This window comes from Mucilaginibacter sp. P2_A5, assembly GCF_056404995.1.
In genome coordinates this window covers 146,671-159,304 of record NZ_JBFUCY010000006.1, presented here as the reverse complement: position 1 = coordinate 159,304, position 12,634 = coordinate 146,671, and the positions used below count along the sequence as shown (strand labels likewise).

General features: G+C 43.6%; 15 protein-coding genes. 3 read left to right on the top strand and 12 right to left on the bottom strand.

Going from position 1 to position 12,634, the window contains the following annotated elements; translation table 11 throughout:
- Nucleotides 1-5: 5 nt before the first annotated feature.
- The 7 genes from AC1DXF_RS07300 to AC1DXF_RS07270 all read right to left on the bottom strand — a co-directional run bounded on the left by AC1DXF_RS07300 (nt 6) and on the right by AC1DXF_RS07270 (nt 5,235).
- The gene (locus tag AC1DXF_RS07300; RefSeq protein ID WP_477447620.1) at nt 6-893 is read right to left on the bottom strand and encodes an ABC transporter ATP-binding protein; all 888 of its coding nucleotides are present in this window, start codon (nt 891-893) and stop codon (nt 6-8) included.
- Nucleotides 894-899: 6 nt separating this feature from the next.
- Nucleotides 900-1,652 carry a hypothetical protein gene (locus AC1DXF_RS07295; protein ID WP_477447618.1) on the bottom strand — a complete coding sequence of 251 codons (753 nt, stop codon included), beginning with the start codon at nt 1,650-1,652 and terminating at the stop codon, nt 900-902.
- Nucleotides 1,649-2,041 (bottom strand): GntR family transcriptional regulator, encoded by a 393-nt coding sequence (locus AC1DXF_RS07290; RefSeq protein ID WP_477447616.1) that lies wholly within the window; start codon nt 2,039-2,041, stop codon nt 1,649-1,651. Before AC1DXF_RS07290 ends, AC1DXF_RS07295 begins: the two co-directional genes overlap by 4 nt.
- A gap of 6 nt (nt 2,042-2,047) precedes the next feature.
- Nucleotides 2,048-2,836 carry a hypothetical protein gene (locus AC1DXF_RS07285; protein ID WP_477447614.1) on the bottom strand — a complete coding sequence of 263 codons (789 nt, stop codon included), beginning with the start codon at nt 2,834-2,836 and terminating at the stop codon, nt 2,048-2,050.
- Nucleotides 2,820-3,674: an ABC transporter ATP-binding protein gene (locus AC1DXF_RS07280; RefSeq protein WP_477447612.1), complete on the bottom strand. Its 855-nt coding sequence runs from the start codon at nt 3,672-3,674 to the stop codon at nt 2,820-2,822. Before AC1DXF_RS07280 ends, AC1DXF_RS07285 begins: the two co-directional genes overlap by 17 nt.
- 371 nt (nt 3,675-4,045) lie before the next feature.
- Nucleotides 4,046-4,948 (bottom strand): metallophosphoesterase family protein, encoded by a 903-nt coding sequence (locus tag AC1DXF_RS07275; RefSeq protein WP_477447609.1) that lies wholly within the window; start codon nt 4,946-4,948, stop codon nt 4,046-4,048.
- Nucleotides 4,949-5,058: 110 nt separating this feature from the next.
- Nucleotides 5,059-5,235 carry a FeoB-associated Cys-rich membrane protein gene (locus AC1DXF_RS07270; RefSeq protein WP_477447607.1) on the bottom strand — a complete coding sequence of 59 codons (177 nt, stop codon included), beginning with the start codon at nt 5,233-5,235 and terminating at the stop codon, nt 5,059-5,061.
- A 444-nt stretch (nt 5,236-5,679) separates the two neighbouring features.
- Here AC1DXF_RS07270 and AC1DXF_RS07265 point away from each other — a divergent pair, with 444 nt between their 5' ends.
- A complete protein-coding gene (locus AC1DXF_RS07265) occupies nt 5,680-6,711 on the top strand; it encodes a HAMP domain-containing protein (protein WP_477447605.1) in 1,032 nt (343 codons plus the stop codon).
- Between the two features lie 57 nt (nt 6,712-6,768).
- Here the strand turns inward: AC1DXF_RS07265 and AC1DXF_RS07260 are convergent, their stop codons facing one another.
- The 3 genes from AC1DXF_RS07260 to AC1DXF_RS07250 all read right to left on the bottom strand — a co-directional run bounded on the left by AC1DXF_RS07260 (nt 6,769) and on the right by AC1DXF_RS07250 (nt 8,255).
- Nucleotides 6,769-7,029, bottom strand: a complete 261-nt coding sequence (locus AC1DXF_RS07260; protein WP_477447603.1) for a Txe/YoeB family addiction module toxin — start codon at nt 7,027-7,029, stop codon at nt 6,769-6,771.
- Nucleotides 7,020-7,220, bottom strand: a complete 201-nt coding sequence (locus tag AC1DXF_RS07255) for a DUF2683 family protein (RefSeq protein WP_477447601.1) — start codon at nt 7,218-7,220, stop codon at nt 7,020-7,022. Before AC1DXF_RS07255 ends, AC1DXF_RS07260 begins: the two co-directional genes overlap by 10 nt.
- Before the next feature lie 90 nt (nt 7,221-7,310).
- Nucleotides 7,311-8,255 (bottom strand): SDR family NAD(P)-dependent oxidoreductase, encoded by a 945-nt coding sequence (locus AC1DXF_RS07250; protein WP_477447599.1) that lies wholly within the window; start codon nt 8,253-8,255, stop codon nt 7,311-7,313.
- Nucleotides 8,256-8,522: 267 nt separating this feature from the next.
- Between AC1DXF_RS07250 and AC1DXF_RS07245 the strand changes: the two genes are divergently transcribed.
- Nucleotides 8,523-9,251: an EcsC family protein gene (locus AC1DXF_RS07245; RefSeq protein ID WP_477447597.1), complete on the top strand. Its 729-nt coding sequence runs from the start codon at nt 8,523-8,525 to the stop codon at nt 9,249-9,251.
- Nucleotides 9,252-9,282: 31 nt separating this feature from the next.
- Here the strand turns inward: AC1DXF_RS07245 and AC1DXF_RS07240 are convergent, their stop codons facing one another.
- The gene (locus AC1DXF_RS07240) at nt 9,283-9,783 is read right to left on the bottom strand and encodes a VOC family protein (protein ID WP_477447595.1); all 501 of its coding nucleotides are present in this window, start codon (nt 9,781-9,783) and stop codon (nt 9,283-9,285) included.
- Nucleotides 9,784-10,182: 399 nt separating this feature from the next.
- Here AC1DXF_RS07240 and AC1DXF_RS07235 point away from each other — a divergent pair, with 399 nt between their 5' ends.
- Nucleotides 10,183-11,115 (top strand): Kelch repeat-containing protein, encoded by a 933-nt coding sequence (locus AC1DXF_RS07235; protein ID WP_477447593.1) that lies wholly within the window; start codon nt 10,183-10,185, stop codon nt 11,113-11,115.
- A 250-nt stretch (nt 11,116-11,365) separates the two neighbouring features.
- Here AC1DXF_RS07235 and AC1DXF_RS07230 read toward each other — a convergent pair whose 3' ends face one another.
- Nucleotides 11,366-12,598 (bottom strand): RNA polymerase sigma factor, encoded by a 1,233-nt coding sequence (locus AC1DXF_RS07230; protein ID WP_477447591.1) that lies wholly within the window; start codon nt 12,596-12,598, stop codon nt 11,366-11,368.
- Nucleotides 12,599-12,634: the final 36 nt, after the last annotated feature.

Below are 12,634 nucleotides of genomic sequence, written 5' to 3'. Positions count from 1 at the left end.
GCGGGTTAAATGGTGTTTACATCTACGCGGGTGGCAATATTGCTAAAGTATACATCCTCCAGGTTTGGGGTAGCAGCGATAAAGCCGTTCCCCGGTTCGGTATCCTGTATAACTCGAATGTGCAGCTGGCCGGTTTTTAACTGGGTAGAGATAACCGAAAAATCATCTTTGTAAAAATCAAGATCGGCCTTGTTGATGGCTTTGCTGTAAATTTTTCCTTCCAGCTCGTTTACGGCGGTATCGGGCTGGCCAGCATACAATACCTCGCCCTGGCAAATAATGGCGAAGTTGGCACAGAGTGTGCTCACATCCTCAACAATATGGGTGGATAGTATCACTATCGTATTTTCGCCCAGCTGGCTTAGCAGGTTGTAAAAGCGGTTACGTTCGGCAGGGTCAAGGCCGGCGGTTGGCTCATCAACAATGATGAGTTTAGGGTTGCCTATCAGCGCCTGTGCAATGCCAAAACGTTGTTTCATCCCGCCCGAAAAGGTACCCAGGTGCTTTTTGCGGTCTTTAGATAGGTTCACATTCTCCAGCAGGCTACCCACTAATTCTTTGCGTTCGGCGGCGTTGCCTATACCTTTAAGCTGGGCAATATGGTCAAGCATGCGTTCGGCCGATATTTTAGGGTACACGCCAAACTCCTGCGGCAGGTAGCCAAGCAGCTGCCTTACCTGTGTTTTGTTTTTCAGCACATCCAAATCATCCAGGAAAATGCTGCCTTTATCGGCTTCCTGTAAAGTGGCAATAGTGCGCATCAATGATGATTTACCGGCCCCGTTTGGGCCTAATAAACCAAACATACCGTTATTTAGGGTGAGGGATACATCTTTTAAAGCATGTACCCCATTGGCGTAGGTTTTTGAAAGGGAATTGATTTGTAATTTCATAAGTTACTATTGTTTAAGGTGGATATAGGGTAACAGGCTGTTTTTGGCAGCCCCGTTTATAATGAGCCGGGTACTATCGCCGGCATGGTAGTCCAGGTGGTTTATTTTAGCTTCGTTAAGGGTTAGGATACTTTTGTTGAGCAGCTGTAGCATGGCCACATCAAAGCGGTTGCTTTTTAAGATGCTAAGGCGGGCACCACTTAAAGGGCTTATACCCACTGCAGCGTTTAGCAGGCCGATGTTGTTATTGGCCAATATAACCTGGCTGCCATAATCCTGGGTAATTATTAAACTATCCTGTTTAAAGCCGTCAATTAATAGTTTGCCATAATTCCAGTTATCATTTGATACCGTATCAATCAGCTTTTGCTTATTAAGGGTAACAAAGGCGTTGGTTTTTACGCTTGACAAATATGGGCATGAGATTATAACCCGGTAGCCATCGCCATTGTAAAATCGTTCTGCAGTATACTGTACGTCCATTTGCAGCTGACGGCCGTTTTGGGTGAAGTGAATATATTCCGCGGTGTTGGGGTCTATCTTAATACTAAAAGGTCCCTGCACCACGCAAATGCTTGCCTTTTGGGAGGCATTTATCTCTAACGCGTCAAAGTTTTTGTACTGAAGTGTGGTATAATGCGAATAAATGTTTTTGTACCTGCCGGTTAAAAACTCTTTTTTTAGCAGCAGGTCGTATCCGCCGATACATAGTACCAGGAACACTATTCCCCCCATAAATATTTTTGTACTTGTTTTCATTTGTTTTCGTCTGCTTTAGGCTGGGTTAAACCGGCCGTGTATTCCTTGTACATATCCCCCAGGTCTTTTATATCGATATCCAGCAGGTATATATTTCTGAAAAAATCGGGCAGTTGCTGCTGAATAAAGCGCTGCTTGCGGTAAGCTTTTACCTTTTGCGGGCCATCGGGTGCTACAAACAAGCCTAGCCCCCGTTTATTGATCACCACCTCCTGCGATTGCAAAAACTCGTATGACCGGATAACCGTGTTGGGGTTTACCTCCAGTTCGACGGCCAGATCGCGCGTGGAGGGGATCTTTTCTTCGGGCAACCATTTGCCTAATAATATATTTTCGCTCACATAAGCTGCTATCTGCAGGTATATGGCATCCTTATCTTTAAATTCCATAATGCATTACACCTGTTTTTCTTTGAGGCGAAAGTAAGCAGCCGTCCATAAAATAAATGCCATCACGATATATACCAGCTGGCCTGTCCATCCAAAATTTTCCGTGTTAACAGCAAAGTATTTCCCCTTTTCTATAAAACCCACCGAAGTGAATGGTACCACCTGGATAATTTCCCGGCGTATCATATACGCCATAGCTATATTGTTAAAAGTGATGAGTATAGCTATCACGATAAAAAACAACAGCGCAGTTTTTACAAAATGAAGTTTTTTGAAGTAGATAGCCCCCAAAAAAACGATGGAATGAAATAGAGAATATAAAATAAGAATGATGAATGCCACATTACCACCAAACCCGGGCAGGTGGTAAAAAAGATTGAAAATTTCTAACTGCGGGCCGGAGAAATGTTTGGCATGCAATAAAAACAACATCACCAGGTAAAAACAGCTGATGGAAACCACCAGGAAAATAACAAATGAATACAACCAGGCCACCAGGTATTTTTCAAAATGGGTAGCAGGCAGGGTAAGTGTACCAAGCGCTTTTTTATTGTCGCCCAGGTCGGCAAATATGGTGCTGGTAAATATGGTGCCGGTAAATAGTATAACCCAGCCCAGCAATACTAATTGCAATGAAAGTTCCATGTGCACATCCAGCAGAAACACCATGAAGCTTCCCCCCAGCAACAGTACACAGGTAAGTACCGTTATTAACATCAGGTAGCTTTTATAATGTTCGGTAGTATGTTTATAAAACAGCCTGCCAAAGCGTTTCAGGTTAAATATCTCGTTCATGCGCTGTTGCTTTTAAGGTTTGTAAAACGGGGTGATTGCCGGTTATAATGGCGTTAAACAGCAGTTCAAGATCTACTTTATTATACTCGCCGGTTGTGTTTCGCATAATAACGTTTTTGCCGCGCTGGCCTTTTTCTTCGTATAGTACGGGCAGGCCTTCGGTATCGGCATAGCTGCCGAAAGTTATTTTTTCGGCCACCTCGTCCATTGATTGGTTAACCACTATTTCGCCGTTGTGTAAAATGAGCAGGGTATCAATCAGGCTGTCCAGGTCGCGTACCTGGTGGGTAGATATCACGATGCACCTGTCTTCGGTGAGTACAGATGCTATCAGTTTGCGGAACTGTACTTTTGAAGGGATATCCAATCCGTTGGTAGGCTCATCCATGATCATCAAACCTGTATTGGTGGCAAGGCCGAAGGCGATCATGGCCTTTTTTTGCTGGCCGTAGCTTTGCTTATCCATCACGGCATCCATATCAACATCCAAAGCGCCCAGGTACCGGTAAAAATCGGCTTTGCTGAAATTAGGATAAAACACCGCGGTGCCTTTAACATATTGGGCTGGAGTAAGATCGGGTACAAAAAGCTCTTCGGCCAAAAAGTATATATCTTCCAAAACAGAAACCGGCCTGCCGAAAACATTTTTGTTATTATAGTAACAGGCGCCCTTTGCCGGGTAGGCAAGGCCTGTCATGTTTTTTAGCAGGGTTGATTTACCTGCCCCGTTTTTACCAAGCAGGCCATAAATATGGCCTTTGCTCAATGAAAGGCTTAGCCCGCTAAAAAGCGGCTTGTTTTTTTGATACCCGAAATGCAGTTCTTTAATCTTTACCATAACAAGTGCACTAGTTAGATAGTGCACTACAAATGTATGCAATCGAATTTAAGAAAAGCAAGGGTTAGCAGAAATAAATTTTAATGATATTTTCGGTGGTGTTTTTCAAAATACACAGAGGCACGAAGTGATTTGCTTATTTTTTGTTAGGATGTGGGCGTGAAACTGAAACTTTAATATTTTTCTATTACTTAATAATAGCATTGACAGGCTGCCGAGAGGATTTTAGTATCACTGTTGCGGTTTTTATTTTATGACAATTCGTAATTAATTGATTATCAAATGAATATTACTTTGCCTGTTTCACTTGTTGCGCAACACAACACATTATGCAGGCCAGCAGTTCAATCTTAATACCGAGCTAACCGGCACTACCCCAGGTAACTTACATATTGCTCCTCAAAGGTGCCATCGCTATACAGGTCGATAAGGCCGTAGCCGGGGACGGTTTGGCGCAGGTTGCCCTCCCACCAGGCGCCGCTTACCGCGCCGTTGCAAATGTAGGTAACGTTATTATATACCACCTTGTCGCGCAGGTGTATGTGGCCGGCCAGGCATAGCTTTACGTTGGGATATTGGGCAAACAGGTTAATGATACGGGTACTATCGGTATGCATGTCGCCGCCAAGTATTTCCCATTTGTTAATAATATTATCGGCTATCAGCACCGTGGCGCTTAGGATAGGTATGTGCGACATGATGAGCACCGGCATAGCCGCATCGGTAGTTTTGAGTTCGTTTTCCAGCCAGGCAAATTGCTCATCGCCCAGTTTGCCAATGTACCAGGTACCATCAACATCCAGGTGAACGCTATCGAGCAAAATAAACTTCCAGCCGCCCTGTATAAAGCTATTATAAGGCCTGGCCAGTTGCAATTGGTCCATACTGTATTGCTTGCCGTAAACCGCCTGGCTTTTATTATCCTCGGTCCACCAAATATCATGGTTGCCCAGGCAAAAATGGGTGGGTATACTGGTTTCGGCTTTCAGGATGCCCTTCATCAGCTGCCATTGCGTGTTAATGGTGCCCAGGTTTTCCTTGTTCATGTCAAACACAATATCGCCGCCGTTCAGTACCAGGTCGGGCTTTTGCTGTTGCAGGTGGTGCAGGCATTTCACAAATTTGGCAGGGGCGCCAAACTTATCTTTCAGGTGAATATCGGTAACATGCGCTACTCTTAACGCTCTTCTTTTGGGATCAATACCCTGGCTCAACCCAATCGACGGGACCAACAACAGGCCGCCAATGTTTTTTAATGCTGCTCTTCTCTGCATTCTTAAACGTAAAATTTAATCTGATGCTACTGTTAGTCTTTAGTCTTAAGTTCTAAGTCAAAAAAGCAAATTCGACTTAGAGCTTAAGACTTTGTACTTTTAACTTAATATTAAACCAACGGATCGCCCCGCTCGTCCTGCTCCTCCGTGTCGGGCTTCATTTCCGACTGGATCATGTCCTTTTCAAATTTCTTCTCGTCCTTTATGTTGCGGCGCACCAGCCAAACCACCAACGCGGCCACTATGAGCACCGCTAAACTTACTTCAAGGTAATTTATATTGTTCATAAACAAGGTTTTACAAGCACATGTAGCCAACGGGCAGGTTTTCATCTCATCAATCTCTGCTGTAAACACCCGCTCCCCAAAAGTAACTCTTGATTTCCGGCATTCAATTCTTTAGGTAGATGTAGGGAAAGGGCTCGAACCTCTCATATGCCGCCGTCCGGCGCCCTACGCAGCGGTATACCTTTTTCACATGGTAACCGATGCAAAGTTAACCCACTAAAACGGGAATTTTACCTCGCCGGGGATTATTTAACAGAAAGGTAATATAGCATGAAAAAAATTGGTCTTGCCCCAATTTTTCCATTCTACAGGCTGAAGTGCCGAGTAAAATCAAATAGTATTTCTTGCTTCGAAACCTTATAATCCCGATGTATTTTTAACTAACTTTACTTATAATCTATCTCCTGCTCAAGGTACTATTACATTTTAACTAATTGTATAGCTATGAAAATCAAAAAAAAGCTGTTGTTGGGCTTTGGCCTTTTGTTTATAGTGGTGGTTGTTTTTGGCATTGTTTCTATATATTACATTAAAGTAATATCCGAAACCTCCGGTATTACCTTAAAAAACAACTACGCAACGTTAACCTATACCCGCCAAATGCGCGCTGTTTTGGATGAAAACGACTTGCCGCTAAAGTCGGCCGTAGCCGAGGCATTTAACCAGGCGCTAAAAAAACAAGAAAACAACATAACTGAACCGGGCGAAAGCGCCGCGACAGCCCAGTTGCGCAAAGCCTTTGTTTTGTTAAGCAATCCTTCGCTATCCTTAAATCAGCAACAACTGGCCGAGCGGGATGCACGCCTGCAACTGAAAAATATCGAGGGCTTAAACATGCATGCTATCGAGCTTAAAAATAATTACACCCATTACACCGTCAACAAATCTACCCTGTACCTTGGCGGTATGGTATTTATCACCTTTTTGATCCTTTTTGTATTAATTGTTAACTTCCCGGGGTTTATACTCAACCCATTGGAGGAACTGGCCGACGGCCTGCAGCAGGTTAGTGTAAAAAATTATGATACCCGGCTGTATTTTAAAACAAGTGACGAGTTTGCCAGCCTGGCCGAAACATTTAATACCATGGCAACCAAACTTTCCGAACAGGAAAATGCGGGCCTTACCAAACTCATAGCGGCCGAATTACGGATAAAAACATTGGTAGAAGAGATGCCCGATGCAGTAATCGGCATCAGCGAAAACCAGGAGATTTTGTTTGTAAACCAGGAGGCAAAAAGAATGTTAAACCTGGGCGAAAAGTCTGTTATCGGCCAATCTGTTATAGTCTTATCAGAAACCAACAAACTGCTTAAAATACTTACAGGCGATGCGGAAAATTCTTTAAAAGCCACCCATTTTCAACAAAAAACACTTAAAGTTACGGTGCCCAATTTAAAACCCGACCTGGACGCGCTTACCGTTGCAGGCTACCCGGCAGGGATAATACATGTTTTTAAGGCGGTGGGGGTTTAGGTTTGGGATTGGAAATTTAATAAGGTTATAGGTAAAATGTGCCAATTGGGCCTTGGGTTATAAATAGTGGCCTTTTAATGAATAAACCTTGATTACCTCGCCCTGAACATCGTAAATCATGCGATGTTCTTCATTAATTCTCCTGGACCACTTTCCAGAAAGATCATATTTTAAGGCCTCTGGTTTGCCAATTCCTTCAAATGGATTTGCAATTGTTGCAGCAAAGAGTTGCTGTATTTTTTTCTGTACAGCTATATTTCCCGACTTCTTCCAAAATGTAAAATCCTTGACGGCATCCCCGTAAAGTTCTATTTCCATAGATTATCAACATCAACCTTTACTCCTTTGCCGGCTTTAGACGCTTTCTCGCCTCTTTTAATTTTTGCGACAAAATCAGGATTATAAGGGCTTGCAGGCTCTTTTTTGAAAGAAACATCTAATGCCTTTAAAAATGCTTTAATCGCTATTAATTGCTTCTGATCTTTAGGATGTACAATTAAAGTTTCCATAAATCAAAAATAATAATAATTCAACATACCTGTACTTGCATCGGCAACCTTTTTCTCTATTATTGGCACAGGCAGGTATAACGAGGATATTCAGCCATAAATAACACCCGTAACTTTTTCGCTAAACTGCCATAAGGCGGTCGCCTGGTCCGGATCGATGGCGAAGGAACGTACGCCGTAGCCTGCCTGTAAATCGTCGGGTACCAGTTCTGCGATATCGCAATCTTCGCAATAAACGCCTCCCATGTCGTTAAGCTGATGGCTCAGGGCACACCAAATGGATGTGGCTGCACCCTGCTGCGTGGTTTTAATGCCTTTTACCCGTTGGGCCCAGGCCTGCACTTCTTCTGCAGTCATGTAGCGGAAAGCATCGGTAAGTATGGCGCCGGGATGTACGGCAAATGTCCTTATGTTGTGTTCCTGCCCAAGCCTGTCCAGCTCGACGGCAAAAAGTGAGGTGGCGGTTTTAGATTGCCCATAGGCTTTCGATTTATCAAAAGGATGTTTTTCAAAGTTTGGATCATCCAGTTGCAGGCCCATATACCGGTGGCCTATGGAAGATAGCGCCACTACCCGCGCCCCGTCGGCATTTTTCAAGGCTGACCATAGCCGTCCGGTTAGTTGAAAATGCCCCAGGTAGTTTACACCAAACTGAAGTTCATAGCCCCGCTTGTCTTTCATGAATTGTGGCGGACGATACAGCCCTGCGTTGTTAATGAGTAAATGCAGGCTGTTATATTCAGCCAGGAAGCGTTTGGCAAAGGCATCCACAGATGCGGGGTCGGCCAGGTCAAGAGGGATAAAGGATACATTTTTAAAACCGGCAAGCCGCTCTGCTGACTTGCCCGCATCCCTGGCGCCCACTACAACATGCGCTCCTGTACCGGCAAGTGCTTTAACGGTTTCATAACCTATTCCCGAATTTCCACCGGTTACTAAAGCTATTTCCCCGGTTAAATTGTGGCCGGCGGCAACTTCGGCCGCTGTGCTGCTAGCATTAAATCCCGAATGAATTGGTTTTTGTGCTGTTTTCATATGGAGTGATAAAATTAACGGAACAAAACCAGATCTGTAATTTTTTTTAAAAGTTATGCAACTCACCAGCATTAAAAAATGCTTTAAATAAATAATATTCAATCCGCTCATCTAACAACGCGGCTTTTTATTGTTGATAGTAACATAACCGTTTATATGATGTCTATTAAATAACTTCACATAATCAAAGTATTAGCTTTTCGCCTTGTGCATTCTGCTTTTAGCTTTTATAAATAACCATCTACCATTTAAAGTAGTTTTAACTGTATGACCGCCTACGAAGAAAACGCTTATTTGCTATTGAACAACTGGCAGCAAAAGATGCAAAAGAAGCCATCTTTTACTAACCGGATAGCCAAGGGTATCCAGAACAGGGTCAATAATTTTATACCCGAGAAGGTACACAAGGTGATAACAGTAACCATCGAAAAAATGGTTAAGGCAGTGCTTTTCGGCGCCAAATACACAACCACCCAGAAGCTTGCTACCGATGCTTCTTTTCAATTAAGAGAAAGTTATATAAAACAGCAAATAAGCTTTTATCAGAAAACGGCCACGGTAGAAGGGGCCGTTACAGGCGCAGGAGGTATACTAATGGGATTTGCCGAGTTCCCTATCCTTATTGGTATTAAAATGAAATTGCTTTTTAATATTGCGGCTTTGTATGGTTTTAATGTAATGGATTATAAAGAAAGGCTATACATACTTTACATTTTTCAGCTTACCTACTCCAGTCAGCAACGGCGAAATGAGATTTACCATTTATTACAAAACTGGGAAGACTATAGCATTCTTTTGCCTGCCAATGCTGATGAGTTTGATTGGCGCACCTTTCAGCAGGAATACCGCGACTATATTGACCTTGCAAAAATGGCCCAGCTAATACCCGTAATTGGAGCTGCCGTAGGCGCTATTGCCAACTACCAGCTAATAGCGCAATTGGGCGAAACCGCCATAAACTGCTATAGAATGCGCATGCTGAAACCGGGAAAATAGAAAGTTAGGAGTATTTTGGTACCCATTAACGCTATTTCGTAGTAATCGTCCCCATTTTGGCATATTCCACATCATTGGGTTCCCAAAGTTCAATCTTGTTGCCTTCCGGATCCATTAGATGGACAAAATTGCCATAACTGACTCTTTCCACCGAATCTGTAGGTAAGATGCCGGAGGCTTTCAGTTTGATAAGCAGCGCATCCAGCTGTTCTACCCGGTAATTGATCATAAATTGCTTTTCTGAGGGCTGAAAATATTTGGTAGTCTCTTTAAATGGCGCCCATAACGTAAAGCCTTTTTTTGTACTGTCCATCCCCTGGTGCCATTCGAAGTTGGTGCCGCTGCCCACCATACGCATGCCCAGGTTTTTTTCGTACCACGCCTTTAGGGCTGCCGGGTTTTTAGCTTTAAAAAAAATTCCGCCAAGCCCTGTTACCCTTGGGCCGGTGATAGATGGGCGGGTTAATTGATTGAAACCATAACCCAGCAAAAAGGCAACCGACAATAAAGCGACGAGTGTGATTTTTTTCATCAGCAATAATATTATCATTAAAGATAACATAAATAATGCACCGGATTAAATGGATGTTTTGCCAAATTAAACCGGTAGCAGGTCTCGTAAACACTATGCCATGTCGCTTTGATATGAGGCTCATAGAGGGGGGATATCGTATCTTTTAACATAAGGATATGAAGTGGTTACAGTAGTTGCAGACTACAGATATAATCGTCCGTTGGATCCTTCAGACAGCGGGGAATTTTTCGTTTGGTTTTATGATTTTTTTTTATAACTTTATATAGTAAACCTATTTGAATTGCCATGCCGAAATTAAATTTGACGATAATTGCAATCTCATTGCTTTTCGTTATCACCTCATGTAAAAAACTTAGTGTTAAGCCGGATAAGGGTAATAATTCCGATACAACAAAAGTGGATACAACGCAAGTTGATACAACAAAAATAGAGTCGAAGGGCTGGGTTCAGTTAAAGGATTATCCGGGTACCGCACTTCGCTGGACGTTTGGATTTTCCGGCGCTAATAAAGGATATGTTGTTGGTGGGCAATATGAGGAATCTTCTGGCCATAACACCGCCAATGTATTTCAGTACAATCCTTCGACTGATACATGGCATCAGCTAAATGACTATCCCGGGAAAGGAATGGGGCTGATGGCCGGATTCTCGATAAACAACAAAACGTATATGGGTACCGGGTTTAACTATGGTACAAATCTTTTATACAGCGATTTTTGGGAATACAATCCTTCCAACGATACATGGATACAAAAAGCAGATTTTCCCGGCGGCAAAAGACAAGGCTCGATTTCCTTTTCAATAGGTGGTTATGGATACTTACTTGGCAGCCTTTTGCGAACAAAACAGGATCTGTGGAAATATACGCCCGCTACCGATCAATGGCTCCAGATGGCAGATTATCCCGGAACGGGCATTGCCGAAATGATCAGTGCTTCTGTTAATGGCAAGGCTTATGTGGGGGCTGGTACCAGCATGGACCAGGTTGTGGGTGATTTTTGGGAATACGACCCAGCTTTAGATAAATGGACAAAAAAGGCCGATGTTATTGAGCCGCTTTATAACCCGGTTACCTTTGCCAAGGGTACCAAAATTTATGTTATTGGCGGAATTGGCCAAAATCTGAAATTCCGTAAAGCTGTACTGATATATGATACGGCGACGGATCAATGGACTAAAGCCGAAGATTTTAAAGGGCAGGAAAGGTCGGCAGCTGTTGGATTCGTAATTGGCGACACCGCATATTTCGGCCTTGGAGCAGGTAGTAAAATAGCGGGCGGAGCCACGTATCCGGCGTACTTCAGCGATTTCTGGAAATTTAATCCATAAGCTGGAAAGCCCGGATAGCATAAATAATGCGCCGGATTAAGCAGGTATTTTGCGATTACCCTGCTTTACCTCCGCTGTACGAAGTAATTATGTAATAAAGCATAGTGCAGTTTTTAATTGTTAATAATTGCGAAACCTTCAGTTATCGCCACTAAATTAATTAATTGCGGCTTCGCCTTTGGCGAATGACCGCTCATACTGCGCTATGCTTTATTACATAATTACTTCGGACAGCGGAGCAGTATGCCCGTCACTCCTTAAGTTCATCTATTTTTTTCTGAATGATTTTTTTATCTGCCGGGGTCCTGGCAATAGCAAGGGCGTTTTGAAAATTTGTTTTTGCTTTCTGGTCATCAATGCCGGTATAAAGCTGGCCCAGTAGCGCAAAATAAAATTGATTGCCGGTCAGGTTCAATTTTTCGGCTTCAACAATGGCTTCCTCTTTACCGTTGGCTTTGGCCAAGGCATAGGTACGGTTAAGCGCCGCCACAGGCGAGTAAGCAACCTGCAAATACCGGTTGTAAAGCTGTAATATGTTTTCCCATTTCTCCTTGGTATCCGCACTCTGCGTACTCCAATAGGCTATGGAGGCCTCCAGGTGATATCTTGAAAGTGTGCTGCCAACGGCCGACCTGTTTAAATAATATCCGCCTTTGAGGATCATATCCGCGTTCCAGAGGATTGTGTCCTGGTCGTCATATAAAATAATTTCGCCGGTTTTATTTACCCGCGCATCAAACCGCGAGGCATGAAAATACATCAGCGCAAGCAAGGCATCAACCGGGGGCTTATGGGTATGCTCGTTGTCGGCAAGCATTTGGCAAAGCCTGATGGCCTCAAAACATAAGTCTTGCCGAAGCACCTGGTTTTGGCTGATTGAATAGTACCCCTCGTTAAAAAGCAGGTAAATGGTTGTAAGTACAGCGTCCAGCCGCTTATTTATCTCCGCCGGGCCAGGAAGTTCTATTTTGATTTGTTCCTCCCGTAACTTTTCCCGGGCCCGGTATAAACGCTTGTTTATAGTTTCCTTATTACTCAAAAAAGCCTCGGATATCTCGTCAATACCAAACCCGCAAAGGATGCGGAGCGATAGGCCTACCTGCGCCTCGGGAGGGATGGACGGGTGGCAAATGGCGAACATCATTTGTAACTGACTATCGCTGATGTTTTGCGGCGATAAATCTATCTCAGTTTCGTAGCATTCTGAAAAATTGCTTTTGACTTGCGGCGCAACCTTAGTTTCGAAGGTTAAATCGCGCTGCAGGTAATTTTTTGCTTTGTTTTTGGCAACGCGATACAACCAGGCGACGGGGTTTTGAGGCAGGCCGTTAAACCCCCAGGTTTGCGCAGCGGTGAGGAAGGTTTCGCTGGCAATATCCTCGGCTATCTCCATTCGATCGAACCCAAAGCGCCTGCACAATACCGAGACGATCTTCCGGTATTCCGACCTGAATAAATGTGGTATTAACTCTTGTTGTTCCATACAAGTTGAAAAGCCCCTGTAAATGTACAGAGGCTT

Bases quoted from the DNA above. Each gene is read 5' to 3' on its own strand.
- AC1DXF_RS07265 (WP_477447605.1), top strand. From the start codon at position 5,680: ATGAAAATCAAAAAAAAGCTGTTGTTGGGCTTTGGCCTTTTGTTTATA.
- AC1DXF_RS07290 (WP_477447616.1), bottom strand. From the start codon at position 2,041: ATGGAATTTAAAGATAAGGATGCCATATACCTGCAGATAGCAGCTTAT.
- AC1DXF_RS07240 (WP_477447595.1), bottom strand. From the start codon at position 9,783: ATGAAAAAAATCACACTCGTCGCTTTATTGTCGGTTGCCTTTTTGCTG.
- AC1DXF_RS07270 (WP_477447607.1), bottom strand. From the start codon at position 5,235: ATGAACAATATAAATTACCTTGAAGTAAGTTTAGCGGTGCTCATAGTG.
- AC1DXF_RS07230 (WP_477447591.1), bottom strand. From the start codon at position 12,598: ATGGAACAACAAGAGTTAATACCACATTTATTCAGGTCGGAATACCGG.
- AC1DXF_RS07300 (WP_477447620.1), bottom strand. From the start codon at position 893: ATGAAATTACAAATCAATTCCCTTTCAAAAACCTACGCCAATGGGGTA.
- AC1DXF_RS07250 (WP_477447599.1), bottom strand. From the start codon at position 8,255: ATGAAAACAGCACAAAAACCAATTCATTCGGGATTTAATGCTAGCAGC.
- AC1DXF_RS07275 (WP_477447609.1), bottom strand. From the start codon at position 4,948: ATGCAGAGAAGAGCAGCATTAAAAAACATTGGCGGCCTGTTGTTGGTC.
- AC1DXF_RS07285 (WP_477447614.1), bottom strand. From the start codon at position 2,836: ATGAACGAGATATTTAACCTGAAACGCTTTGGCAGGCTGTTTTATAAA.
- AC1DXF_RS07255 (WP_477447601.1), bottom strand. From the start codon at position 7,220: ATGGAAACTTTAATTGTACATCCTAAAGATCAGAAGCAATTAATAGCG.
- AC1DXF_RS07280 (WP_477447612.1), bottom strand. From the start codon at position 3,674: ATGGTAAAGATTAAAGAACTGCATTTCGGGTATCAAAAAAACAAGCCG.
- AC1DXF_RS07245 (WP_477447597.1), top strand. From the start codon at position 8,523: ATGACCGCCTACGAAGAAAACGCTTATTTGCTATTGAACAACTGGCAG.
- AC1DXF_RS07260 (WP_477447603.1), bottom strand. From the start codon at position 7,029: ATGGAAATAGAACTTTACGGGGATGCCGTCAAGGATTTTACATTTTGG.
- AC1DXF_RS07295 (WP_477447618.1), bottom strand. From the start codon at position 1,652: ATGAAAACAAGTACAAAAATATTTATGGGGGGAATAGTGTTCCTGGTA.